The sequence below is a fragment of the Arthrobacter sp. CAN_A6 genome, from assembly GCF_015751715.1.
In the GTDB taxonomy this organism is placed as follows: domain Bacteria; phylum Actinomycetota; class Actinomycetes; order Actinomycetales; family Micrococcaceae; genus Arthrobacter_D.
Genome location: NZ_JADOUV010000002.1, coordinates 412,751 through 436,778 on the forward strand (window position 1 = coordinate 412,751; position 24,028 = coordinate 436,778).

Below are 24,028 nucleotides of genomic sequence, written 5' to 3' on the forward strand. Positions count from 1 at the left end.
CTACCTGCACGGTAAGGAGGACCAATAGGCAGCGCTTCGGGGAACGCCAGGATGGAATAAGTGCACCCTCGCCCGGGTTGGAGAAAGGGTAGGAGCAATCCTGAATGGAAGGTGAACCATTGGCGTCAATGACAGCCGACACAGTCGTGTCTCCTGGTTTTCAGCTCGAGGTGGTGGCAGGTCCTCCGGTGGACGGCGGCTCTGCCCGCCGGTCTGCGGCTGGCCGCAGGCGCGTAGACTTTGCCTCGATGAATACAACAGCCCCGGCGGGCAGCAGCCAGGCCGAAGACGACCAGTTGGACGTGTCCACGGAATCCGTCGCGGACCGCAAGGCGCGGTTCGAGCGGGACGCGATGCAGTACGTTGACCAGCTCTACTCTGCCGCGATGCGCATGGCCCGCAATCCCAGCGATGCCGAGGACCTGGTACAGGAGGCCTACGCCAAGGCGTTCTCAGCTTTCCATCAGTACAAGCCGGGCACGAACCTCAAGGCGTGGTTGTACCGCATCCTGACGAACACCTACATCAACCTCTACCGGAAGCGGCAGCGCGAACCGCTGCAGTCGCACTCGGACACCATCGAGGACTGGCAGCTCGCCAAAGCGGCCGAGCACACCTCCCTCGGACTGCGCTCGGCTGAGGCCGAAGCGCTCGACCACCTGCCGGATTCCGATGTCAAAAGTGCGCTGCAGGCCATCCCGGAGGAGTTCCGGCTGGCAGTGTACTTCTCGGATGTCGAGGGATTCGCCTACAAGGAAATTTCAGAGATCATGAACACGCCTATCGGGACGGTCATGTCCCGACTGCACCGCGGGCGCAAGCTCCTGCGGGAGCTTCTCTCGGAGTATGCGCACGAGCGGGGCCTCGGGACGACGGCGAAAGTCGCCTCACCCGGCACGGGCAAGTCCAGCACCGGCATGGAACAGGAGAGTGGAAAATGAGCGATTGCGAGAGCATGGGTGACTGTGCCGATTCTCGGATCGAACGACTGTATGAGTACCTCGACGGTGCGCTGTCGCACTCGGACCTCGTGGAGATCAAGGACCACCTCGAGGGATGTCCTGAGTGCGCCGAGGAGCACAACCTCGAGTGCCTCATCCGGTCCGTCGTGAAGCGTTCGTGCACGGAGGTCGCTCCGTCAACGCTGAAGGCGAGCATCCTTGATCGTATCAACGTGCTGAAAGCGGTCGACCACTAGGCTTTCGGAGTAGGCATATCCAAAAGCACCTCCGGTCCCGCGCGGGATCGGAGGTGCTTTTATGCGTACGTACTTCCTGTCACCTGCAGATCAGGTGTTGGGACGCTTACCGTGGTTAGCGCCTCCGCGCTTACGGTCGCGGCGCTTGCGTGCTCGCTTGCTCATGGGTGCCTCCTTCTCTATGCCTGCAGAACTGCACTCCAGTCTCCCACAGTGCAGCACCCCTGCCTAAACCGCCGCAGTCCCGGGGCCGGCCCTAGGATGGAAGGACAGCCCCAACGCTAAGGAGTTTCCGCATGCGAGCCGCCTACGTCGATGCAATGTCGAAGGACGATCCCCTCGCGGGACTGAAGATCGGAGATGTCGCGGAGCCGGAGGTGCCCGACGGTTTCCGCCGGGTTCGGGTTGCCGCATCCTCGCTCAACCACCACGACCTGTGGTCGCTCCGCGGGGTGGGCCTCCCCGAGGACCGGCTGCCCATGGTGCTGGGGTGCGATGCCGCGGGAACCGACGACGACGGCAATGAGGTGATCGTTCACGGTGTCGTGTCCTCGCCGGGCTGGCGCGGCGACGAAACTCTCGACCCGAAGCGCTCCCTGCTGTCCGAGCGCTATCCGGGGACCATGGCTGATTACGTGTGGGTGCCGGAGCGGAACCTCCTTCCGAAGCCGGCGGAACTGAGCTTCGAGGAGGCAGCATGCCTCCCGACGTCGTGGCTGACCGCCTACCGCATGCTCTTCACGGTCTCACCGGCTGCGCCGGGGTCCACCATCCTGGTGCAGGGAGCCGGAGGGGGAGTGGCGACGGCGCTCATTGCCCTGGCGTCCGCCGCCGGTTTCCGGGTCTGGGCCACGAGCAGGAGCGAGGAGAAGCGGCAAAGGGCCCTCGAGTTCGGGGCGGCGGCCGTGTTCGAGGCCGGTGCCCGGCTTCCCGAACGGGTCGACGCCGTCTTCGACTCGGTGGGGGAGGCCACGTGGGCTCACTCGCTCAAGGCGCTCGTCCCCGGCGGCGCCGTCATCACCTGCGGAGCGACCAGCGGCCCCGCGCCGTCGGCCGATCTCAACCGCGTGTTCTTCCTGCAGCTCCGCGTCCTCGGCTCCACCATGGGAACGCGGGACGAACTCGTCCGACTCACGCGGTTCCTCGTCGGGACCGGGGTCCGGCCGGTCATCGACTCGGTGATCGACCTCGACGACGCCGCCCGTGGATTCTCCCGCATGCTCGACGGCGATGTCTTCGGGAAGATCGTCTTCCGGCACTAGACGTCGGCGGCTGCTCCCGGAGAGGACGACAGGCGCCCCGGATTCCTCCGGTGCACCTGTCGTTCCCGGTGGAGGTCATCGATCGGGGATGACGGGGCGGGACGTCCTGCCTGCCTATTCCGCCGAGGCACCAGCTGCCAGGATCGCATTCCGCTGCTCGCGCCGCAGCGCCTGCTCGGCCGGGTCCGGGACCGGTGCCGCCGCGAGCAGGCGGCGGGTGTAGGAATCCTTCGGGTACTTCAGGATCTGCGTGGTGGTTCCCTGTTCCACCAGCCTGCCCTTGTTGAGCACCGCGATGTGGCTCGCGAGAAGCTCGACGACGGCGAGGTCGTGGCTGACGAACAGGCAGGCGAAGCCCCGTTCACGCTGGAGTTCCTGGAGGAGTTCGAGCACCTTGGCCTGGACCGAGACGTCGAGGGCCGACGTCGGCTCATCCGCCACGAGCAGGTCGGGCCGCAGGGAAAGCGCCCGGGCGATGCCCACGCGCTGACGCTGCCCGCCCGACAGTTCGTGCGGGTACCGGTTCCGGAAGGAGACGGGCAACTGGACGTCGTCGAGCAGCTCCTCGACGCGCTTGTCCAGGGCTGTCCGCGACAGCTTCTCGTGCAGGAACATCGGCTCGCCGATGCTCTCACCGATGGAGAGCCGCGGGTTCAGCGACGCAGCGGGGTCCTGGAACACGATCGCGAACTTCTTGCGCAGCGGGAGAAGTTTCCGTGCGGAGAGCGTGGTGATGTCCGTGCCGGCAATCGTGACGCTTCCGGCGCTGGTCCTGATCAGACCGGTCACGGCGCGGGCGATAGTCGACTTGCCCGAGCCGGATTCACCTACGAGGCCGAGGACCTCACCCGGGTTGATGGTGAAGGAGACACCGTTGACTGCTTTGAAGGGCGCCTGCCTGAACCGTCCGGGGTATTCGATGTCGACGTTCACCAGTTCGAGCGCCGGAACAGTACCGGCGTCCCGGTGGGTCTGCTGGTCCGCGACCGCTGCGCGCGCGTACTCCTCATGGATTCGGAGGCTCCCGTCCACCACCTCGAGGTCGGACAGAACCCCGCCCACCTTGGACCCGAGGTGCGGAACGGCATCGAGCAACTGACGCGTGTACGGTTCGCGCGGGTTCGTGAACAGCTGCGCGGTGGGCGCCGTCTCCACGATACGGCCGCGTTCCATCACCACCACGTTGTCCGCGAGGTCCGCCACTACGCCCATGTCGTGGGTGATGAGGAGAATTGCACTGTTGAGTCGCTTGTTGAGCCGTCTCAGCAACTCGAGCACCTCGGCCTGGACCGTCACGTCGAGGGCGGTGGTCGGTTCGTCGGCCACCAGCAGCATCGGGTCGTTGGCCAGGGCGATGGCGATCATGGCACGTTGACGCTGTCCGCCGGAGAACTGGTGGGGATAGGATTCGTACCGCTTCTCCGGTTCGGGGATCTCGACCATCGTCAGGAGCTCGATGGCACGCTGCTTGGCCTGGGCGGGGGAAGCCTCCGTGTGCTGTTCCACAGCTTCGCGGATCTGCTCCCCGACCGTCAGGACGGGATTGAGGGCCGTCATCGGCTCCTGGAAGATCATCGCGATGTCATTGCCGCGGATACGCCGCAGTGCACCCTGGGGCGCGCCGATCAGTTCCTTGCCGAGCATTTTCGCGCTGCCGCTCGAGCGCCCGTTCCGGGGGAGGAGGCCGAGCAGGGCCATGGACGACATACTCTTGCCCGATCCCGATTCCCCGACGATTGCGAGGATCTCGCCCGGGTGGATCTCGTAGGACACGTCCTCGGCGGCCATGACCCATTCACCGTCCACGCTGAAGTCGACGCAGAGGCCGGACACGGAGAGGATGGCGCCCTCCCTTGCGGGTGCGGAGTCGTCGATGACGAGGCTGGCCTCGGAAGCACTCATTGCTTGATCCTTGTCTGCTTGGGATCGAAGGCGTCGCGAAGCCCGTCCCCGATGAAGTTGACTGCCAGTGCGATGGCGACGATGAACGCGCCCGGCCACAGGAACAGCCAGGGACGCACCGTCAGTGCCGAGCGGTTGTCATTGATCGCCTTGCCGAGCGAGGTGTCGGGTGCTACTACGCCCAGGCCGAGGTAACTGAGGGCGGTCTCGAGCAGGATCGCCCCGGAGATCGCGAGTGTGGTGGAGACGATGATGACGCCGACAGTGTTCGGCAGGATGTGGCGGAAGATGATCCGGGCCGAGCTCGCACCCACCGATTTGGCGGATTCCACGAACTCCTTCTCGCGGAGGGAAAGGAACTCGCCACGCACCAGTCGGGCGAGGCCCGTCCAGGTGACGAGTCCGAGGAAGATCGCGAACGGGACGATGCCCTGCTTGGCGACGATTCCGGCCACCACGGCCGCGATGACGACGGTGGGAATGGTGATGACGACGTCGGTGATCCGCATCAGGAACGCCTCGGTCCAGCCCCGGAAGTAGCCCGCGACCGCGCCGACCGTGGTGCCGATGACCATGGCCACCAGGCCCACGATGAACGCGATGATCAGGGAGGTCTGAATGCCGCGCATGGTCAGGGCGAAATAGTCCCGTCCAAGGACGTCCTGCCCAAACGGATGTTCCCCGAGGCTGAACGGCCACAGGGTGAATGTCGGCCTGCCCTCGTTGAAGCGCGGGGCAAGCACGTCGTAGTCCTTGTTCCACCAGCCGGGAATCCCGGCGAAACCGATGGAGCTGAAGGAAAGCAGGACGATCAGCATCAGCAGCGCCATGCCCGCAAGGGCACCCTTGTGCCGGAAGAAACGCTCGCGGACGAGCTTTCCCTGGCTTTTCGCTTCGGTGGTCTGGATCCTGCTGGTCTGGATGCGGTCCGTCTGCGCCCGGGTGCGGGCGCCGGTCGAGATGTCGGTGTCCTGGGTCAGGAGAGTCGTCTCGGACAGTTCGACCTGTGCCCGCGAATCGCCTGACCGGTCTGCATGTTTACTCATGATTCTTTCCTAGCTCAGCGTGATGCGGGGATCGAGGAAGGCGTAGGCGATGTCGGCGAGCATGTTGAACAGTACCGCCGCCGTGCCCACCACCAGGAAGAACGCCATGACGGGTGCGGGATCCACGTTGTTGATCCCGTCGATGAACATCTTGCCCATGCCGTTCCACCCGAAGACCTGCTCGGTGATCACCGCGCCGCCCAGCACTCCGGCGAAGTCGAAGGCCATCAGCGTGGTGATGGGAATCATCGCGTTCCGGAACGCGTGCTTGACAAGAACCGTCCGCTCGCTCAGGCCCTTGGCCCGCGCGGTGCGGATGTAGTCCTGGTTCATCACATCGAGCTGGCTGGCGCGGGTGTAACGGGTGTACGTGGCGAAGGAGATCAGGGTCAGCGCGATCGTCGGGAGGACCAGATGCAGCGCGTAGTCGAGGTTGACTTCCCAGAAGGTGCCCGTGAGGTTCGCGGATTGGGACCCGGTGGTCGGGATCGGACGGCCGCCCGCCTTCGACGACAGTGTCGGGTAGGCCTGCAGCAGCCGGTCCAGGAAGATCAGCAGGGCGATGTTGACGGCAATCACCGCTGAGATCTTCGCTGCCTGCTGGCGGTACTGCCTGCCGACCAGACCACCGACTCCGTAGGCCGCCAGCACTGTTCCGACGATCAGCAACAGCACGGTGAGCCAGGTCGGATCGGTGAGGAGGGGGATCGAGATGAGGTATGCCGCGTAGCTCACCGCTGCGGCGGCGAGTGCGGCGTAGAGAATCTGGCGACGCCGGAATCCGGCGAGCAGGGCGGTCCACAGGAACGCGACAGCGGCTGCCGAGACGAGCATGCCCACAGGACCGAGACCCGGTGTGACGAACCAGCCGGTGACGAGTAGCAGCCAGAGGGTGAAGGCGGTAGCGAACGCGGCGATCGCGAAGACGGTTGCACGCCGTCGGCGGTCGCCACCCACCACCAGCGCCCAGATGAGGCCCGCAACCACCCCGATGGCGATGATCGCTGCGTAGGAGAACTGCGGATTTGCAAGCCACGTGTTGAGATCGATCGCCAGGTACTGCTTGAGGAGCGTCGACAGCCAGAACAGTGGAAGCGAGAAGAGTACGAAGGAGAGGAACGTGATCGAGTAGTCGAAGGTGGTGTACTGGCGGATCGCCGTGACGATGCCGACGATCACGCCGACCACCAGCGCGATGACCGTGGCGACGACCACCAGGCGGAGCGTTGACCCGATCGCATTCTCCAGCTGCGGCAGCACGGAGTTGCCGGAGCGGTCCAGGCCGAGCGTGCACGAAACCCCGCCGGGTACGAGGCAGTAACCGACCTCCTGCAACCACAGGAAGTATCGCATCAGGGGAGGTTGGTCGAGGTTCATCGCCGCGGTGCGTGCTGCGATCGTCGCGGCCTTCTGCGGTCCGCTCGTCTCGCCGAGGTCCTCGAAGGGGTCGCCTGAGGAAATGGTGAGGAAGTACATCAGCGTGGTCGCTGCCATCATGATGAAGAACGAGATAATCGATCGTTTGGCGATGAAGTAGAACACTTCGGGCTCCTAGGAAGACAAGACGGGTCGAACTGGCCCGGGCATACGGACGGGCAGACCAGAGGGTCTGCCCGTCCGCTACCCGGCTCTCAGGATGAGCGGGTCAGCCGTTGCTCTTCGTCCACTCGTAGGCATTCCAGGTCAGGCCCGTCTGGGTCGGGTTGAGGACCACGCCTTCAACGTTCGAGTTGTAGGCGGCGATGCCGGGGTTCGCGTACAACACGACGTTGTACTGCGTCTCGGCGAGCCGCTGCTCGAGTTCGGTCTTGAGCGGGACAACCTGCTCAGGATCCGTGTTGGTGACGATCTCGCTCCAGATGCGGTCGACTTCCTCATCGGCGTAACCACCGAAGTTCTGCGCTCCGTCCGAGACGTAGATCGACTCACCGGAAGCGACGAGGCCGGATCCGGCCCAGCCGAAGACTACCGCGTCCCATGCGCCGGGCTGGGAGAGCTTGGCGCTCCATTCAGCATCGGGCTGGGCTGTGATCTCGAAACCTGCCTGGTCGCAGGAGGCCTTGACGAGCGCAACCTGGTCAGCGCGAAGCTGGCTCGTGGAGGCGTGCATCATGGAAACCTGGACGGGCTCGGTCTTGCCGGCTTCGGCGAGGAGCGCCTTGGCGCCCTCGATGTCGGCGACGCCATCACTCTGGGCTGCCGGTGCGCCGTCGAGGACGGTCTGGTAGTCCTCCTGCGCGGGCTGGTACTCGTGCAGGTTGAGGACCGAGCCGTTGGGCTCGATCGGCGTCACGAACTTGTCGACCATGTCGGCACGCGGAATGCACTTGGCGAAGGCCTGGCGGACCTTGAGGTCCTCGAAGACCGCACCGGGACGCTGGTCCAGATCGACGTGGGAGAAGGTGAGGGACTCACCGGTCTCGACGGTCACTGATTCACCGATCGCCTCGAGGGCCGCCTTGGTGTCGACCGTGGGGCTGGAGGGATCGATGACGTCGACGTCGCCGTTCTGCAGGGCCTGGACGACTTCCTCGTCCACGATGGTCTTGTAGACGATGGTCTCGGTCTGCCCGGCCTTCGCCTCGCCCCAGTAGTTCTCGTTCTTCACCATGGTGAGTGTGCCGTTGGTGGCGTTGTCCAGCTTGTAGGGGCCGGAGGAGGGGATGAGCGCCGCGTCGGGCAGGCTCGGGAGATCCGCCTCGTAGTTCCAGCCGGTGTTCCAGAAGTCCGCAACGGGCGTGAGTGCCGCGATGTCGCCGCCCTGGATCAATTCGATCAGTTCCGCGCCGTCGCCCTCGGCCGACAGCCCGGCCTGTTCTGCCGCCACGTGTGCCGGCATGAAGTTGTCGACGAGCGCTTCCCAGTCCGCGTAGGGCTCGGTGTAGACGAGTTCGATTTCCTTGCCGCCGGGTTCGCCCTCCGGCATTTCGGTCTGTCCCCAGCCGTTGTTGGATGCGGCCTGGAAGATGTCGACGTCGTCACCACTGTCCGGGTCCTTCTCGCCGCTCGGGTGCTTGCCCGACGCCGCGGCCCACTGCAGCAGGAAGTCGTCGTAGTCGATCGCGGTGCCGTCGGACCACACAGCATCGTCGCTGATGGTGTATTTGACGGTCAGCGGATCATCGCTGGTCTTCTCGTAGGTCCCGAAATCCTCGTCACGCTCGAGGTTTCCCTCAGCGTTGAAAGCTACGAATCCGCTGTGTACCAGGTTGTCGACGTAGGTGTTGTAGACGCTGTTGGCGTTGGCGGTGTCGCCGTTGTAGGCGTCAGGTGTCTGGCTGATGGCCACGTTGATGGTGGACGCAAGGCTTTCCTCGGTGCCGCCCTCGGTGGGGGTCTCCGCGGTTCCGCCCGCGGACCCACAGGCGCTCAGCATGAGCGCTCCGATGGAGAGAGCCGCGAGCGACATTGTGCGCTTATTACGCATTCGATTTCCTTACTGTGCTAGGGGCGCAGGAGCCGGTGATCAGTCCCGCTGGAGCGGATTGCGACCGTGACGGCAATCACACTTCCCACAGCATAACCAGAGATCGTTGCCTTCGGACACCCAGTGAACGAGATATAACCCATTCGTTACCAGTCGGTAATATTGTCACCGTTCGGTAACGAAGGGGCCGGAGTGGTCCGAGCCGTTCCTCCTATTCGGAGGCGGGGATCTCCAGCCACTGGTACCACCCGCGGTGCAGCACCAGCCACGCCATGAGTCCGTAGCCTGCCTGGCCGGGACCGCCGCCATTGGAGGCGAGGTCGTTGCGCCACTGCTCGTGGGCAAGGAGCGGCGTGAAGGTATCCACGTACACGTGCTTGCGCCGGGTGGTTACGTCGGCGAAGGCGGTCGAGAGGTCTGCGAGGCGGCGGTTGCGCTCGGGATCGAGGCCGGGGGGAGGGCCGACGACGAGGGCCTTGACGCTCATGTGGGCGGCGCCGTCGAGGATGTTCGCGAGGTTCAGCCGGCTGCGGGCCGTCGACAGCTCCAGGTCCAGATCGCGGTCGGAGAGACCGATGACGAGACGGTTCTCGAAGCCGTCGTCGAAGCGGCGTCCCACCTCCTGGAGCCAGCGGTTGGCGAGGGACTCCGTCCCCTCCTGCGGAGCTGCAAGGGTATAGGACTCGACCAGCACGTTCTCCGGCGCGGTCCGTGCCATGACGCGTCCGAACCAGCCGAGCGCGCGCGGGTCGCCCAGGCCCGCCAGGAGTTCGTCGCCCACTGCTGCTAGCCGGATTCTGCGTTGTTCCACTGGTCCCTCGGTTTACTGATCGTTGGAATGGTGCATGAGTGATGAAGCGTGACTATCAACGGAAGACCTGGCATACCCTGCCTTAAACGCGTTGGGTGGGGCCGAAGCCCCACCCAACATCATACGTATGGGCTGATTACTTTCGGCCGAACGCCTTACGGAGCAGGAGCTCCTGCTCCACTGCGTGATGCTTCGCCGAACCGGTGGCGGTGGCAGCCGACGCCGGACGTGAGGCGAGCCGCACCTTCCGATCCAGCTCCTGCGGGAGGTTCAGTCCGATGAACGGCCACGGGCCCTGGTTGGCCGGTTCATCCTGGGCCCAGACCACTTCTGCGTTGGGGTAGGTATCCAGGGCCGCGGAGATCTCGGCCACGGGAAGCGGGTACAGCTGCTCCACGCGCACGATCGCCGTCTTCTGGTCGTCCGTCTTCTGGCGCGACGACAACAGATCGTAGTACAGGCGGCCCGACACCAGGATGACGCGCTCGACGTCGTTGGCCGGCGCCTCGAGGGTGTCGGGGATGACCGGCTGGAAGCTGCCCTGCGTAAAGTCCTCCACCGAACTTGCCGCTGCCTTGAGCCGCAGCAGCTGCTTGGGGGTGAAGATGATCAGCGGCTTGCGCGGCCGGCTGTAGGCGTGGCGCCGTAGGAGGTGGAAGTGCGACGCCGCGCTGCTCGGGTTGGCGACCACCATGTTCTCCTCGGCACACATCTGCAGGAAACGTTCGATCCGTGCGGAGGAGTGGTCGGGGCCCTGGCCTTCGTAGCCGTGTGGAAGCATCAGCACCAGCGACGAGCGCTGGCCCCACTTCTGCTCCGCCGAGCTGAGGAACTCGTCGATGATGGTCTGGGCACCGTTGACGAAATCGCCGAACTGCGCTTCCCAGATCACGAGTGCATCGGGGCGCTCCACCGAGTAGCCGTACTCGAAGCCCATGGCCGCGTATTCGGACAGCAGTGAATCGTAGATCCAGAACTTCGCCTGGCCCTTGCTCAGATCGCCGAGCGGCAGCCATTCCTCACCCGTTGCGCGGTCGTGGAACACTGCGTGGCGCTGGACGAAGGTACCGCGCCGGGTGTCCTGACCGGCGAGACGCACCGGCACACCCTCCATGAGGAGTGAACCGAAGGCGGCGATCTCGCCGAAGCCCCAGTCGATGCCTCCCTCGCGTGACATCTGCTCGCGCTTGTCGAGCAGCGCCTTGAGCTTCGGGTGCACGGTGAAGCCCTCGGGAATGCTCGTATGGGACTTGCCGATGTGCGCGAGCGTTTCGGGGGAGATCGCGGTGGTCGCCGGAGCCCCCGTGCCCGTATCGGACTGCTGGGCGAAGGGCCGCTCGATGTTGGAGACCGCCGCCGGATCCTTGGTGACCACGGGGATCGGTGAGGTCTGCGCTGCGTGGGTTTCCGCGAAGACCCGCTCGAGCCGCTCCTGGTAGTCACGCAGCGCCTGCTCGGCTTCTTCCTGCGTGATGTCACCGCGGCCGATCAGCGCCTCGGTGTAGAGCTTGCGGACCGAGCGCTTCGCCTCGATCAGGTTGTACATCATCGGCTGGGTCATCGAGGGGTCATCGCCCTCGTTGTGTCCACGGCGGCGGTAGCACACCATGTCGATCACGACGTCCTTGTTGAAGCGCTGGCGGAACTGGTACGCCAGCTGCGCCACGCGGACCACGGCCTCGGGATCGTCACCGTTGACATGGAAGATCGGCGCCTGCACCATCTTCGCGACGTCGGTCGAATACACCGACGAGCGCGACGACGTCGGCGACGTCGTGAAGCCCACCTGGTTGTTGACGATGACGTGGATGGTGCCGCCCGTGCGGTAGCCGCGCAGCTGGGAGAGGTTGAGCGTCTCGGCGACGACTCCCTGGCCGGCGAAGGCGGCGTCGCCGTGGATCAGGATCGGGAGGACCGGGAAGGTGTCGCCCTGGTCGAGGAGATCCTGCTTGGCCCGGACGATGCCCTCGAGCACCGGATCCACCGCCTCGAGGTGCGAGGGGTTGGCCGCGAGGTAGACCCGCGTCTCGTTCCCGGCGTCGGAGGTGAAGGTGCCCTCGGTTCCGAGGTGGTACTTCACATCGCCCGAGCCCTGCACGGAGCGGGGATCCTGGGTGCCCTCGAACTCGCGGAAGACCTGCGCGTAGGTCTTGCCGGCGATGTTCGTCAGCACGTTCAGGCGCCCACGGTGTGCCATGCCGACGGCCACCTCGTCGAGGCCGTCGTCGGCCGCTCCGGAGATGATTGCGTCGAGCAGCGGAATCAGCGATTCGCCGCCTTCGAGGGAGAACCGCTTCTGACCCACGAACTTCGTCTGCAGGAAGGTCTCGAACGCCTCGGCGGAGTTCAGCTTGTGCAGGATGCGCAGTTGCTCCTCGCGGCTCGGTTTGGAATACGGGTGCTCGAGCTCGTCCTGGAACCACTGGCGCTCCACCGGGTCCTGGATGTGCATGTACTCGATGCCGGTGGTGCGGCAGTAGGCGTCGCGGAGCACGCCGAGCATGTCACGGAACTTCAGCAACGGCTTGCCGCCGAAACCGCCGGTGGGCCATTCGCGGTCCAGGTCCCAGAGGGTGAGGCCGTGCGTACGGACATCGAGGTCGGCGTGCTTGCGCTGCACGTATTCCAGCGGGTTGGTGTCCGCCATCAGGTGGCCGCGCACCCGGTAGGCATGGATGAGCTGCTGGATCCGGGCTACCTTGTTGATCTCGTCCATCGGATCGACCTGGATGTCGGCACTCCAGCGCACCGGTTCGTACGGGATCCTCAGTGACTCGAAAATCTCGTCGTAGAAGCCCTGCTCGCCCAGCAGGAGCTGGTGGATGATCCGCAGGAACTCACCGCTGCCGGCTCCCTGGATGACCCGGTGGTCATAGGTGGAGGTCAGGGTGATGGTCTTGCTGATGGCGTGGCGGGCCAGCGTCTTGTCGCTGGAGCCCTGGAACGCGGCCGGGTATTCGAGGGCTCCGGCTCCGATGATGCAGGCCTGGCCCTTGGAAAGACGGGGGACGGAGTGCACCGTGCCGATTCCGCCCGGGTTGGTGAGGGAGACAGTGGTGCCGGCGTAGTCGTCCGCGCCGAGCTTGCCGCCGCGCGCCTTCTTCACGAGTTCCTCGTAGGCGTGCCAGAACTCCGAGAAGTTCATGTTCTCGGCCTTCTTGATGTTCGGCACCACGAGTGAACGTGTTCCGTCCGGTTTCGGCATGTCGATGGCCAGGCCGAAGTTGACGTGCGCCGGCTGCACCGACGAGGGCTTGCCGTCCACGACGTCGTAGTACACGTTCTGCGACGGGAACTGGGCCAGTGCGCGGATGATGGCGTAGCCGATCAGGTGGGTGAAGGACACCTTGCCGCCACGGGCGCGGGCGAGGTGGTTGTTGATGACCACGCGGTTGTCGATCAGCAGCTTCGCCGGAATGGCGCGCACGCTCGTCGCGGTGGGAACCGTGAGGCTCGCCTCCATGTTGGTGGCGATGGCCTTCGCCGGGCCGCGCAGCGGCTTCACTGCGTCTTCGTCCATGTCGGTATTGCGTGCCGACTTGGGGAGTTGGGCGGGGATGGGAGGAGTGGCGGGCTTCTGCTCCGCCGCTGCGGGCTCCTTCGCCACCGGCGGTTTGCCGGATTCCTGCTCAGAGGCGGGGGATTCTCCGGAGGCTTTCGGTGCGGCGGCCTCGGTGTGGACGACAGGCAGTTCGCGGGTCACCGGCCGGGAATCAGCAGGTGCCTGCGGGGGAGTCGCCGGGGCTTCCGCCTGCGGAGTTCCGTTCTGCGGGGCTGCGGGGCCGCCTGTCTCGGCCGGCCGGCTCTCCGAGCCGAACGAGTCGAACAGGTTCCACCACTTCTTGTCCACCGAGTGGCGGTCCTTCTGGAACTGCTCGTAAAGCTCATCAACAAGCCACTCATTTCCGCCGAATTCTTCAGGTAGACGGTGGCTGGTTTGATCTGGCACTTGTTATACGCCTCTTCCGTAAGTTGCCTGAGCGCGGTGTGGTCAGCAATCCCGGCCGAAGCGACCGGCGGTGGACCCTGTTCCAGTCTAGTGACAGGAGTTCACAACAAGCCAATTGTGCGGGCTGCCGGTGCGGCGCCCGGCTGTCATGGATTCGGCGGCACGGCCCTCTGCAACTAGACTCTTTGCGGTACTTCGACCGCCGGGAGAGAAAAAATGCGCTTCATCAACCAGCCGACCACTGACCTGACCTATTCGGATGTGTTCCTCGTGCCGTCCGCGTCGGAGGTCCTCTCCCGCTTCGACGTCGACCTTTCGTCCGATGACGGCACCGGGACCAGCATCCCGCTGGTCGTCGCGAACATGACGGCGGTGACCGGCCGCCGCATGGTGGAGACCGTGGCGCGGCGCGGCGGCCTCGCCGTCCTGCCCCAGGACATCCCGTCCGAGGTCATCGCCGAAGTGACGGAATGGGTCAAGGGCAGGCACCCCGTCTTCGAGACGCCCCTGAAGCTCCAGCAGGGGAACACGGTGATCGATGCGCTGCACCTGATCCAGAAGCGCGCCCACGGCGCGGTGGTGGTGGTGGACGACGCCGGGCGCTGTGTGGGCATCGTGCGCGCTTCCGACTGCGAAGGGGTGGACCGGTTCGCATCCCTCGGCGCGGTCATGCGCGATGCTCCCGCCGGGATCGATGCGGGACGCTTCGACGCCGATCCGGCGCGCGCGCTCCAGGAGGCCTTCGAGGAGCTCGACGGCGCAGGCGTTCCGCTTGCCCCGGTCACCGACGCGGACGGCGTGCTGCAGGGCGTCATCACCCGGACCGGCGCGCTGCGGTCGACGATCTACGATCCCGCGGTGGATGCTCGCGGACGCCTCCGGGTGGCTGCTGCCGTCGGCATCAACGGCGATGTCGAGGGCAAGGCGTCCGCACTGCTGGCAGCGGGCGTCGACGTCCTCGTCGTGGACACGGCCCATGGTCACCAGCGCAAGATGCTCGACGCACTGAAGGCGGTTCGAAGCCTTGATCCGCATGTGCCGATCGTCGCCGGGAACGTAGTGAGCGCCGACGGCGTCCGCGACCTCGTGGAAGCCGGAGCCAGTATCGTGAAGGTCGGTGTCGGACCAGGGGCGATGTGCACCACCCGGATGATGACCGCCGTCGGCCGCCCGCAGTTCTCCGCGGTGTACGAGTGCGCGGAGGCCGCGCGTGCCCTCGGAGCCCATGTCTGGGCCGACGGCGGGGTCCGTTACCCGCGGGACGTCGCCCTGGCGCTTGCGGCGGGCGCGAGCCAGGTCATGATCGGCTCCTGGTTCGCAGGGACCTATGAGAGCCCCGGCGATCTGCAGACCGACAGCAACGGGCGCAAGTACAAGGAAAGCTTCGGGATGGCCTCCGCCCGGGCGGTGCAGAACCGTACGCGCCGCGAGGACGTCTTCGCGCGAGCCAGGAAGGGCCTGTTCGAGGAGGGCATCTCGACCTCGAAGATGTACCTCGATCCGGCGCGGCCGGGGGTCGAGGATCTGCTGGACTCGATCACGGCCGGCGTCCGCAGTTCGATGACCTACGCAGGAGCACGGTCGCTGCGGGAATTCAACGAGCGCGCCGTCGTCGGAGTGCAGTCCGCCGCCGGCTACGAGGAGGGACGCCCGCTCCAGCAGAGCTGGTGACTCCCTGACCGCCGTGGCGAGCAATGCCACAGGTTCACTGTGGGCGCAAAAGGTGAGCAGCGCGGGGAAGCTCGGGTAAACTGGAGCCCTTATGGACAGCTCCTCTAGGGGCCGGCCAGCGGGGCACCAGGTGACGACGAACTTCGGTTCGTCCAGTCCGATGCCCGCGCCTCGAGCCGGCAGACCCCGACTACATGCCCATCTTCTCCTTTGCAGCGCTCCGGCAAGCGGTGGGGACTTCTCCCCGGCCGATGCCGGGGACGCCGGTGCGGAGCCGCTCGCGGAGCCCTCCAGACCCGGCGTTCCTTTCGCTGAACCCAGGATCTACCGGACGGCTTCCAGACCTGCTGCGATTCCGCTCCAGGCGGTGGCAGCTTGATGGAATGGATCTACCTGGCCGCGGGAATCCTGCTGGTCCTCGGAACCGGCTTCTTCGTGGCCGTCGAATTCTCGCTCGTGGCACTCGACCAGACCTATGTGCAACGCGCGGTCGACGCCGGCGACAAAAAGGCCGAACCCCTCCTGAGGTGCCTGAAATCCCTTTCGACGCAGCTCTCGAGCTGCCAATTGGGCATCACGATGACGACGCTGCTGACGGGCTACGTCATGGAACCGTCGGTGGCGAGCCTGCTTCAGCGGCCGCTGGGCGGCCTGGGGCTTTCCGGTCCGGCCGTCGCCACGGTGTCCATCGTCATCGCCATGACCCTCGCAACACTGCTGTCGATGCTGATCGGCGAGCTGGTGCCGAAGAACCTCTCGATCTCCCTCCCGTTCCAGGTGGGCCGCACCCTCGCCCGGCCCCAACTGCTGTTCACGGCGGTGTTCAAGCCTGCGATCGTCGTGCTCAACGGGTTCTCGAACCGGGTGCTGAACATTTTCGGGCTCGAGGCGAAGGAAGAGATCTCGGGTGCGCGCACCCCTTCCGAGCTTTCCTCGCTGGTCCGTCGCTCAGCGGAGATGGGAACCCTCGATGCCGGGACGGCGAACTTCCTGGCCCGGACCTTCGCGTTCTCGGAACGGACCGCGGCCGACGTCATGACGCCCCGCATCCGGATGGAGACGATCGATTCGGAGCAGACCGTTGCCGACGTCGTCGAACTGGCCCGCCGCACCGGTTACTCGCGCTTTCCCCTGATTGGCGACTCCGCCGACGACATCCGCGGTGTGGTGCACGTGAAGAAGGCGGTGGCGGTGCCGCGGGACCGCCGCGCGAAGCTTCCTGCGGGCACCATCATGACGGAGGTGCTGCGGGTACCTGAAACGGTGCACCTCGACTCGCTGCTGCGCGAACTGCGTGACGCGAACCTGCAGCTCGCAGTGGTCCTCGATGAGTACGGCGGCACGGCCGGTGTTGCCACGCTCGAGGACCTCGTCGAGGAGATCGTCGGCGAGGTCGCCGACGAGCACGACAAGCTGAAGCCCGGTGTGCTGCAGAGCGCCACCGGAGACTGGTATTTCCCGGCGCTCCTCCGACCCGATGAGGTCAGCGAGCAGATTCCCCTGCTCGTGGTGCCTGACGAGGCGGGCTACGAGACGGTGGGTGGTTTCGTCATGGCCGAACTGGGCCGTCTGGGAGCAGTGGGCGACCGCGTGGAAGTCGACAACGGCATGCTCGAGATCGAGCGCATGGACGGCCGCAGGATAGACCGCGTCCGTTTCGTGCCGTCGGCGACGGCTGCAGCGGACGACGCCGATGACACCGGCCGGGTTGGCCGGACCGGTAGAGGACCCGACGGCGCAGCACAGGTGAGCGGTGCCGCAACCGGCGCCGGACGTTCCGGCAGCACCGCGGTCAAGGAAGGCAAGCGATGAGCGACTGGGCTGGAATCCTTTGGCTGATCGTGCTCCTGATGGGCAACGCGTTCTTCGTCGGTGCGGAATTCGCCGTCATGTCGGCCCGCCGCAGCCAGATCGAACCCCTGGCTGACGCGGGGTCGAAGCGGGCCAAGACCACACTCTGGGCCATGGAGCATGTCTCGCTCATGCTCGCCTGCGCGCAGCTGGGAATCACCGTATGTTCCCTGCTGATCCTCCAGGTGGCCGAGCCCGCCATCCACCACCTGCTGGTGGTGCCGCTCGAGGCCGTCGGAATCCCCGCTGGTTTCGCTGATGGAATCGCCTTCGGCATTGCGCTGCTGCTGGTGACGTTCCTGCACGTGACGTTCGGGGAGATGGTGCCGAAGAACATCTCGGTGTCGGTGGCGGACAAGGCCGCGCTCCTGCTGGCACCGCCGCTGGTGATGGTCGCGCGGGTGGTCAATCCCGTCATCTCGACACTCAACTGGTTGGCGAACCATATCCTGAAGGCCCTGCGCGTGGACCCGAAGGACGAGGTCTCCTCGACGTTCACCCTCGAGGAAGTGCAGTCGATCGTCGAGGAATCGACGAGGAGCGGCCTGGTCGACGACGAATCGGGCCTTATCTCGGGTGCGCTCGAATTCTCCGGGCAGACGGCCGAGACCTCGATGGTCCCCCTCGCCGAGCTGGTGACGATGAGGACGGATTCCACCCCCGAGGACTTCGAGAGGACCGTGGGCCGCACCGGATTCTCACGCTTCGTCCTGGTGGATGAGAGCAGCAACCTCACGGGCTACATCCACCTGAAGGACATCATGTCCCTGCCCCAGGCGATGTACTCGAAACCCATCACCGAGAACAAGGTCCGCACCCTCGCCAACCTCAACCTGCAGGACGGCATCGAGGATGCGCTCACGGTCATGCAGAAGACCGGCTCCCACCTGGCGCGCGTGCTCGGTCCGGACGGCGGCACGCAGGGAGTGCTGTTCCTCGAGGACGTCATCGAGCAGCTGATCGGTGAGATCCGCGACGTCACACAGAACCAGGGTGCCCGCAGGTCCGGTGAGGGCGTGACCGAACCCGAGGCGCGGCTGTCCCGCTAGGTTCAGCCGGCCGGTTCGACGAACACCGCAGGAAACGATGGGCGCCCCGGTTCTGTCCGGGGCGCCCGTCGTCGACGCGGATGGTGCGTCGATTCCGTCTCGGGGCACGGAACACCCGTTTGCGAATGATTCGCGTTAGGTTAGACTGGTTACTAACGTAAACAATTCTCATTACTGTGATCGAGGCACCCATGCACCGCGGATCCACGCGACGACCCACCCAGTTCCTCACCGGCATTGCACTCGTTGCCCTGTCGGTCTCGGCATGCGGAACCGGGTCCGGTACCGCATCCGACGCTCCGTCGGGAAGCTCCGACGGAAAGCTGCAGGTGGTGACGAGTACGAACGTCTACGGAAGCATCGCGGAGGCGATCGGCGGGGACGACGTCGAGGTGACGGCCATCGTCACGAGCCTGAGCCAGGACCCGCACTCCTATGAAGCCACGGTCCAGGACAAACTCGCGGTGTCGAAAGCTGATCTTGTCGTCGAGAACGGCGGCGGCTATGACCCCTTCCTGCACAGGCTCGCCGACGAGACGGAGATCGACCACGACGCGATCGTCAGCGCCGTCGACGTCTCAGGACTCGAGGGCGCACCGGACGAGCACGCCGGGGAGGAGGACGCGGAGGGAGAGCATGCCGAGGAAGAGCATGCCGAGGAAGAGCACGCGGAGGAGGAAGGCCACGCCCACGGCTCGTTCAACGAGCACGTCTGGTACGACCTTCCAGCAATGTCCAGCCTCGCCGACACGATCGCAGGGAAACTCGCGGGCCTGGACGAAGCCAATGCCGGAGACTACGAGGAGCGCGCGGCCGCCTTCAAGGAGGGCCTTGGCGGCGTCGAGGATTCGCTGGCCGATATCCGGGCAACGGGCGGCGGGGGAGACATGGCTGTCACCGAACCGGTGCCGGTATACCTGCTCGAGGCCGCAGGATTCGTCAATGTCACGCCGTCCGGCTACAGCGAGGCGATCGAGGAGGAAACGGATGTGCCGGTGGCGGTGCTCGATGAAATGCAGACGCTCGTTGCCTCCGGGTCGGTGAGGTTCCTCGCCTACAACAACCAGACGGAGGGTCCGCAGACGCAGTCCGTGAAGGCTGCGGCCGACGAGGCCGGAGTGCCTGTGGTCAACTTCACCGAAACCCTGCCCGACGGCGAGGACTTCCTCTCCTGGATGACGGCGAATACCGCGAACGTCGCGGCGGTCGTGGGAACCTGACCTTCGGCGGAATCCTCATCGGCGCCACCCAGCATTCCCTCCGTGCCGCCGCGCTGTGATTGACTGAGAAGTCCCAGCGCGGCGACCGACGGCATTCAACCCGGAAGTAGTACCGCGTGATCCCCCTGCCGACTCTGCAGTACGTACAACCTGGAGAAACCGTGACCACACCTGTGGTGAGCCTGAGGAACGCGTCGCTCTCCTTCGGCACCCGCACCCTGTGGAGCGGACTCGATCTCGACATCATGCCGGGTGAATTCCTTGCGGTGCTCGGCCCGAACGGCTCAGGAAAGACGAGTCTGCTTAAGGTACTGCTGGGCCTCCAGGACCTCGACACCGGAACCGCCCGAATCGAGGGCAGGCGGATCCAGCGGGGCAGCCGGCAGATCGGTTACATTCCCCAGCAGAAGTCCTTCCCGCCGGAAACACCGCTGCGCGCCCGGGATCTGGTGGGGCTCGGGCTGGACGGCCACCGCTGGGGAGTGAGGCTCCGGAACGGTGCCCACAACGCGCGGGTCGATGCCCTCCTGGCGGAGGTGGGATCGTCCTCCTACGCCGATGCTCCTGTCGGTAGGCTCTCCGGGGGCGAGCAGCAGAGGTTGCGTGCGGCGCAGGCGCTGGCGACCGAGCCGGGTGTCCTGCTGTGCGACGAACCCCTGTTGTCCCTCGACCTGCACCACCAGCAGGCGGTGAGTTCGCTGATCAACCGGCAGTGCCACGAGAAGAACAGCGCCGTGGTCTTCGTCACCCACGAGATCAATCCGGTCATCGACTTCGTGGACCGCGTCCTGTACCTCGCGAACGGTCAGTTCCGGGTGGGCGCACCGAAGGACGTCATGACCAGCGAGGTCCTCTCGGAGCTCTACAACAGCCCGGTCGAGGTGCTCCATCACGACGGACGGATCATCGTGGTGGGACTGCCCGACGCCACCACCCACCACCACCACGGCGCGGAGGACTGAGATGGACCTGCAGGAATTCCTCAATGCCGTGTTCAACTTCGACAACTACGCAGAACTCCTGCCGCTGGTGAAGAACTCGCTGATAGCCGGGGCGGTGCTGGGACTGCTGGGCGGCCTCATCGGGACGTTCGTCATGATGCGCGACCTCGCCTTCGCCGTGCACGGGATCGCCGAACTCTCCTTCGCCGGTGCCGCCTTCGCGCTGCTGGTGGGTACCAACGTGGTGTTCGGCTCACTGGTCGGCTCGGTGCTCGCGGCACTGGTGCTCGGGGTCATGGGAATCCGGGCCCGGGATCGGAACTCGATCATCGGCGTCGTGATGCCGTTCGGTCTAGGTCTCGGCATCCTGTTCCTTGCGCTGTACGAGGGGCGGGCCGCCAACAAATTCGGCCTCCTGACCGGGCAGATCGTCTCGGTGGACGCTGTCCAGTTGAACCTGCTGGTCGGCTGCGCCGTCGTCGTGATGGGTGCCCTGGTCGCCATCTGGCGACCGCTCACCTTTGCCAGCGCCGACGCCGACCTCGCCGAGGCGCGCGGTGTGCCGGTGCGGGGACTGTCGATCGTCTTCATGGTGCTTCTCGGCGTGGCGGTCGCCCTGTCCATCCAGGTGGTGGGCGCCCTGCTGGTCCTTGCCCTGCTCATCACGCCGGCTGCCGCCGCATTGAAAGTGTCCTCCCACCCCGGAGTGGTCGTGCTGTTGAGCATTCTCTTCGCCTGTACCTCAGTGGTGGGCGGTATTCTCCTGGCGCTCGGGGGCCGCATACCCATCAGCCCCTATGTCACCACTATCTCGTTCGCGCTCTACCTGGCATGCAGGGTGATCGCCAGCCGCTGCGGACGGGCGCGACCAACCGCGCACAGCGCCGCAGTACCTGCCTGACGACGCTCAGTGGGATGAGTCAGTGTGAGCCGGCGGCCTTCTGCGCCGAGCATTCGGGACACAGGCCGTAGATCTCCACGGTGTGCGCCACCTCGGTGAAGCCGAACTCGGCGGCAGTGCGAGCGGCCCACTGCTCCACGGCCGGCGCCTCGATCTCGACGGCGCGTCCGCAGTTGCGGCACAGCAGGTGATGGTGGTGGTGGGGAGCCGCACAGCGCCGGTAGACGGCTTCGCCGTCGCCGTTACGCAGCACGTCGACGAGGCCGTCGTCCGCCATCGACTGGAGGATCCGGTACGCCGTGGCAAGGGACACCGATTCACCCCTGCCGTGCAGGACCCGGTGCAGCTCCTGGGTACTCACGAAATCGGGGAGACTGTCCAGCGCGGCGCTCACGGCACGGCGCTGCTTGGTCACCCGTTGTTCGGAACCCCGGCGGGTAGGCTGCTCCGCTTCGGGCGGCATGGAAATGTCCTTTTCAGCGAAGGTGCCGGCTCGTTGATCGGGCCGGCTTTTCTCCTCCAGATTATCAGCGGCACGGCGGTAGTCTGTCGGGTATGAAGCTGACGAAGTTCACGCACGCCTGTGTCCGCCTCGAGCGCGAGGGTTCGGTGCTGGTGTTCGATCCGGGTTCCTTCTCCGAGGTGGACGAAGCCCTCGACGGTGCCCAGGCAGTGCTCATCACCCACGAGCACGCCGACCATCTTGACGAGGACGCCGTCGTTGCCGCCCTGCGCGCGAAGAAGGACCTTGAGCTGTGGGCACCGCCGGGGGTTGCGCAGTCGCTGCAGGCACGGCTCGACGAGCACGCCGCCGGCCGCGTGCACCCCGTGGAAAGCGACTCCGAGTTCATGGCGGCGGGGTTCACCGTTCGTACCTTCGGCGGCCAGCACGCGTTGATCCATCCGCTGATTCCGATGGTGGCGAACGTCGGCTACCTCGTCGAGGGCAACGTGTTCCACCCGGGGGATTCCTTCGTGGTTCCCTCCGGGATCTCGGTGCAGAACCTGCTGGTGCCCCTCCACGCCCCCTGGTCGAAGGTCGGCGAGGTGATCGACTTCGTGGTCGCCGTCCGTGCTCCGCAGGCGTTCCCCATCCATGACGCACTGCTCAATGACGCGGGGCTGGGCCTCGTGGAAAACCATGTGAAGCGCATCGGCACGGAATACGGCTCCACCTATCGGCACCTTTCCCCCGGTGAGAGCGTCGAGGTCTAGCAGCGGATTCCCCGCAGGAAAGGGGAAGTGCCGTCGATCCGACGCGTGCAACCCCGCGCCGGTTGGTGATCCGGATGCGGCTGTGGTGAACTGACGGGCATCAGGACCGGCCGTGGTGCCGGTCACATTCTAAAAGGAGATCTTGATGGAGACTCTGATGAACGTGCAGACGCTGCGGGACCGGATGACCTCCGGCGCGCAGACGGTTCTGCTGGATGTCCGGTGGGTGTTGGGAGACCCCCACGGCCACCGGAACTACCGCGAAGCGCACATCCCGGGAGCGGTGTATGTGGACCTTGAAACCCAGTTGTGTGCAGCGCCGTTTCCCGGTTCGGGACGGCATCCGCTTCCCGAACCCGAGGCGCTGCAGGAGGCAGCCCGCCAGTGGGGCATCAACGACGGCGATGTCGTGGTGGCCTACGACGACAACGGCACCCTGGCCGCAGCCCGCCTGTGGTGGCTCCTCCGCGATGCGGGCTTTGCGTCGGTAGCACTGCTCGACGGCGGCCTGTCCGCCTGGCGTGCTGCAGGCTTCGAACTCGAGGGCGGCGAGGAGCAGCACTGCCTCGGTGCAGTGACGCTGGGCTCCGGTGCAATGCCGGTCGTCGAGCTTCCTGACCTGAGCGGTCTCCAGTGGCAGGGAGTGCTGCTCGATGCCCGCGCTGCTGAGCGCTTCCGCGGTGAGGTGGAGCCGGTCGATGCGAAGGCCGGCCATATCCCCGGCGCACGGAGTGCGCCCACTGCCGAGAACCTCCAGCCGGACAAGAGGTTCCGGCCCGCGCCCGAGCTGGCCGCGAGGTTCGCCGCGCTCGGCGCTGACGGCAATGCGCCCATCGCCGTCTACTGCGGCTCCGGAATCACTGCCGCCCACGAGATCGCAGCACTCGAGATAGCAGGGTACCCGGCGGCGCTGTACCCGGGCTCCTGGTCGCAGTGGTCCTCGCGGGCCGAGCTTCCGGTGGCGACCGGCGCCTGAGGAGACACACCCCGCCGCGCCGCGGGGGCTTACCTGCCCGTGCCTCCAGGTGGCCAACACTGGTGAGGCACGGGTAGCGTCGGAACATGCTTCCCGGTCGCCCCGCACCGCCGCCCCTGCGAACCCCCGTGCCCGAACGCAAGTCACCGGCGACCCCGACGTCAGGAGAACGAGTGAGCACCCTTTTCACGAAGATCATCAACGGCGAGATTCCCGGCCGTTTTCTCTGGGAGGATGACGAGGTGGTGGCGATCCTCACGATCGCTCCCATCACGCCGGGCCACGCGCTGGTCCTCCCGCGCCGGGAGATCGAGCACTGGCTCGACGCCGATGCAGAGACCCTGACCCGCCTCATGGCCGTGGCGCAGCATATCGGCACTGCACAGCAGGAGCTGTTCGCCGCCAAACGAGTGGGCGTGCTGCTTGAGGGCTTCGAGGTACCGCACCTCCACGTTCATGTCTGGCCTGCGCAGGGACCGGAGGATTTCGATGTCCACCGCGTCGACCATTCTCCGGACCCGCAGGACCTGGACCGGATCGCGCAGGCGCTCCGGGAAGCACTCCGAGCGGCGGGCTACGGGAATCACGTCCCTGCCGGGTAGGCGCCGG

General features: G+C 65.8%; 20 protein-coding genes. 12 read left to right on the top strand and 8 right to left on the bottom strand.

Going from position 1 to position 24,028, the window contains the following annotated elements:
- Nucleotides 1-248: 248 nt before the first annotated feature.
- Both IWX75_RS05365 and rsrA read left to right on the top strand, forming a co-directional pair.
- Nucleotides 249-941, top strand: a complete 693-nt coding sequence (locus IWX75_RS05365) for a sigma-70 family RNA polymerase sigma factor (protein WP_334684126.1) — start codon at nucleotides 249-251, stop codon at nucleotides 939-941.
- Nucleotides 938-1,198 carry a mycothiol system anti-sigma-R factor gene (gene rsrA / locus IWX75_RS05370; RefSeq protein WP_196821194.1) on the top strand — a complete coding sequence of 87 codons (261 nt, stop codon included), beginning with the start codon at nucleotides 938-940 and terminating at the stop codon, nucleotides 1,196-1,198. The genes IWX75_RS05365 and rsrA overlap by 4 nt, the downstream gene beginning before the upstream one ends.
- Before the next feature lie 90 nt (nucleotides 1,199-1,288).
- On the opposite strand, the gene IWX75_RS17860 is transcribed toward rsrA, so the two are convergent.
- Entirely contained in the window at nucleotides 1,289-1,363 is a 75-nt protein-coding gene (locus tag IWX75_RS17860) for a 50S ribosomal protein bL37 (RefSeq protein ID WP_369299106.1), read from the bottom strand.
- Between the two features lie 131 nt (nucleotides 1,364-1,494).
- Here IWX75_RS17860 and IWX75_RS05375 point away from each other — a divergent pair, with 131 nt between their 5' ends.
- On the top strand, nucleotides 1,495-2,460 hold the full coding sequence (locus IWX75_RS05375) for a zinc-binding dehydrogenase (protein WP_196821195.1): 966 nt from the start codon (nucleotides 1,495-1,497) through the stop codon (nucleotides 2,458-2,460).
- Nucleotides 2,461-2,574: 114 nt separating this feature from the next.
- Here the strand turns inward: IWX75_RS05375 and IWX75_RS05380 are convergent, their stop codons facing one another.
- From IWX75_RS05380 to IWX75_RS05405, 6 genes are all read right to left on the bottom strand, one after another.
- Nucleotides 2,575-4,362, bottom strand: a complete 1,788-nt coding sequence (locus IWX75_RS05380) for an ABC transporter ATP-binding protein (protein WP_196821196.1) — start codon at nucleotides 4,360-4,362, stop codon at nucleotides 2,575-2,577.
- The gene (locus tag IWX75_RS05385; RefSeq protein WP_196821197.1) at nucleotides 4,359-5,408 is read right to left on the bottom strand and encodes an ABC transporter permease; all 1,050 of its coding nucleotides are present in this window, start codon (nucleotides 5,406-5,408) and stop codon (nucleotides 4,359-4,361) included. The genes IWX75_RS05380 and IWX75_RS05385 overlap by 4 nt, the downstream gene beginning before the upstream one ends.
- A 9-nt stretch (nucleotides 5,409-5,417) precedes the next feature.
- Nucleotides 5,418-6,950, bottom strand: a complete 1,533-nt coding sequence (locus IWX75_RS05390) for an ABC transporter permease (RefSeq protein WP_196821198.1) — start codon at nucleotides 6,948-6,950, stop codon at nucleotides 5,418-5,420.
- Nucleotides 6,951-7,053: 103 nt separating this feature from the next.
- The gene (locus IWX75_RS05395; RefSeq protein WP_196821199.1) at nucleotides 7,054-8,835 is read right to left on the bottom strand and encodes an ABC transporter family substrate-binding protein; all 1,782 of its coding nucleotides are present in this window, start codon (nucleotides 8,833-8,835) and stop codon (nucleotides 7,054-7,056) included.
- Nucleotides 8,836-9,046: 211 nt separating this feature from the next.
- A complete protein-coding gene (locus IWX75_RS05400) occupies nucleotides 9,047-9,646 on the bottom strand; it encodes a GDSL-type esterase/lipase family protein (protein WP_196821200.1) in 600 nt (199 codons plus the stop codon).
- Nucleotides 9,647-9,782: 136 nt separating this feature from the next.
- Nucleotides 9,783-13,595 (bottom strand): multifunctional oxoglutarate decarboxylase/oxoglutarate dehydrogenase thiamine pyrophosphate-binding subunit/dihydrolipoyllysine-residue succinyltransferase subunit, encoded by a 3,813-nt coding sequence (locus tag IWX75_RS05405; protein ID WP_196821201.1) that lies wholly within the window; start codon nucleotides 13,593-13,595, stop codon nucleotides 9,783-9,785.
- A 216-nt stretch (nucleotides 13,596-13,811) separates the two neighbouring features.
- On the opposite strand from IWX75_RS05405, the gene IWX75_RS05410 reads away from it, so the two are divergent.
- From IWX75_RS05410 to IWX75_RS05435, 6 genes are all read left to right on the top strand, one after another.
- Nucleotides 13,812-15,266 (top strand): GuaB1 family IMP dehydrogenase-related protein, encoded by a 1,455-nt coding sequence (locus IWX75_RS05410; RefSeq protein ID WP_196821202.1) that lies wholly within the window; start codon nucleotides 13,812-13,814, stop codon nucleotides 15,264-15,266.
- Nucleotides 15,267-15,644: 378 nt separating this feature from the next.
- Nucleotides 15,645-17,078, top strand: coding sequence for a hemolysin family protein (locus IWX75_RS05415; RefSeq protein ID WP_196821203.1), 1,434 nt, complete (start codon nucleotides 15,645-15,647; stop codon nucleotides 17,076-17,078).
- On the top strand, nucleotides 17,075-18,166 hold the full coding sequence (locus tag IWX75_RS05420; protein ID WP_196821204.1) for a hemolysin family protein: 1,092 nt from the start codon (nucleotides 17,075-17,077) through the stop codon (nucleotides 18,164-18,166). Before IWX75_RS05415 ends, IWX75_RS05420 begins: the two co-directional genes overlap by 4 nt.
- Before the next feature lie 191 nt (nucleotides 18,167-18,357).
- Entirely contained in the window at nucleotides 18,358-19,386 is a 1,029-nt protein-coding gene (locus IWX75_RS05425) for a metal ABC transporter solute-binding protein, Zn/Mn family (protein ID WP_196821205.1), read from the top strand.
- Between the two features lie 176 nt (nucleotides 19,387-19,562).
- Nucleotides 19,563-20,348, top strand: a complete 786-nt coding sequence (locus IWX75_RS05430; RefSeq protein WP_196821387.1) for a metal ABC transporter ATP-binding protein — start codon at nucleotides 19,563-19,565, stop codon at nucleotides 20,346-20,348.
- 1 nt (nucleotide 20,349) lies between these two features.
- The gene (locus IWX75_RS05435) at nucleotides 20,350-21,228 is read left to right on the top strand and encodes a metal ABC transporter permease (protein WP_196821206.1); all 879 of its coding nucleotides are present in this window, start codon (nucleotides 20,350-20,352) and stop codon (nucleotides 21,226-21,228) included.
- 19 nt (nucleotides 21,229-21,247) lie between these two features.
- On the opposite strand, the gene IWX75_RS05440 is transcribed toward IWX75_RS05435, so the two are convergent.
- Nucleotides 21,248-21,691, bottom strand: coding sequence for a Fur family transcriptional regulator (locus IWX75_RS05440; protein WP_196821207.1), 444 nt, complete (start codon nucleotides 21,689-21,691; stop codon nucleotides 21,248-21,250).
- A gap of 92 nt (nucleotides 21,692-21,783) precedes the next feature.
- On the opposite strand from IWX75_RS05440, the gene IWX75_RS05445 reads away from it, so the two are divergent.
- From IWX75_RS05445 to IWX75_RS05455, 3 genes are all read left to right on the top strand, one after another.
- Nucleotides 21,784-22,443 (top strand): MBL fold metallo-hydrolase, encoded by a 660-nt coding sequence (locus IWX75_RS05445; protein ID WP_196821208.1) that lies wholly within the window; start codon nucleotides 21,784-21,786, stop codon nucleotides 22,441-22,443.
- Nucleotides 22,444-22,588: 145 nt separating this feature from the next.
- Nucleotides 22,589-23,419, top strand: coding sequence for a sulfurtransferase (locus IWX75_RS05450; protein ID WP_196821209.1), 831 nt, complete (start codon nucleotides 22,589-22,591; stop codon nucleotides 23,417-23,419).
- Between the two features lie 173 nt (nucleotides 23,420-23,592).
- Nucleotides 23,593-24,021: an HIT family protein gene (locus tag IWX75_RS05455; protein WP_196821210.1), complete on the top strand. Its 429-nt coding sequence runs from the start codon at nucleotides 23,593-23,595 to the stop codon at nucleotides 24,019-24,021.
- The last annotated feature ends 7 nt before the right edge of the window (nucleotides 24,022-24,028 follow it).

What these genes read in the sequence shown, in the direction of transcription:
- IWX75_RS05385 (WP_196821197.1), bottom strand. Translation starts at nt 5,408, where the DNA reads ATGAGTAAACATGCAGACCGGTCAGGCGATTCGCGGGCACAGGTCGAA.
- IWX75_RS05435 (WP_196821206.1), top strand. Translation starts at nt 20,350, where the DNA reads ATGGACCTGCAGGAATTCCTCAATGCCGTGTTCAACTTCGACAACTAC.
- IWX75_RS05440 (WP_196821207.1), bottom strand. Translation starts at nt 21,691, where the DNA reads ATGCCGCCCGAAGCGGAGCAGCCTACCCGCCGGGGTTCCGAACAACGG.
- IWX75_RS05395 (WP_196821199.1), bottom strand. Translation starts at nt 8,835, where the DNA reads ATGCGTAATAAGCGCACAATGTCGCTCGCGGCTCTCTCCATCGGAGCG.
- IWX75_RS05420 (WP_196821204.1), top strand. Translation starts at nt 17,075, where the DNA reads ATGAGCGACTGGGCTGGAATCCTTTGGCTGATCGTGCTCCTGATGGGC.
- IWX75_RS05425 (WP_196821205.1), top strand. Translation starts at nt 18,358, where the DNA reads ATGCACCGCGGATCCACGCGACGACCCACCCAGTTCCTCACCGGCATT.
- IWX75_RS05365 (WP_334684126.1), top strand. Translation starts at nt 249, where the DNA reads ATGAATACAACAGCCCCGGCGGGCAGCAGCCAGGCCGAAGACGACCAG.
- IWX75_RS05380 (WP_196821196.1), bottom strand. Translation starts at nt 4,362, where the DNA reads ATGAGTGCTTCCGAGGCCAGCCTCGTCATCGACGACTCCGCACCCGCA.
- IWX75_RS05415 (WP_196821203.1), top strand. Translation starts at nt 15,645, where the DNA reads ATGGAATGGATCTACCTGGCCGCGGGAATCCTGCTGGTCCTCGGAACC.
- IWX75_RS05410 (WP_196821202.1), top strand. Translation starts at nt 13,812, where the DNA reads ATGCGCTTCATCAACCAGCCGACCACTGACCTGACCTATTCGGATGTG.
- rsrA (WP_196821194.1), top strand. Translation starts at nt 938, where the DNA reads ATGAGCGATTGCGAGAGCATGGGTGACTGTGCCGATTCTCGGATCGAA.
- IWX75_RS05375 (WP_196821195.1), top strand. Translation starts at nt 1,495, where the DNA reads ATGCGAGCCGCCTACGTCGATGCAATGTCGAAGGACGATCCCCTCGCG.
- IWX75_RS05445 (WP_196821208.1), top strand. Translation starts at nt 21,784, where the DNA reads ATGAAGCTGACGAAGTTCACGCACGCCTGTGTCCGCCTCGAGCGCGAG.
- IWX75_RS05450 (WP_196821209.1), top strand. Translation starts at nt 22,589, where the DNA reads ATGGAGACTCTGATGAACGTGCAGACGCTGCGGGACCGGATGACCTCC.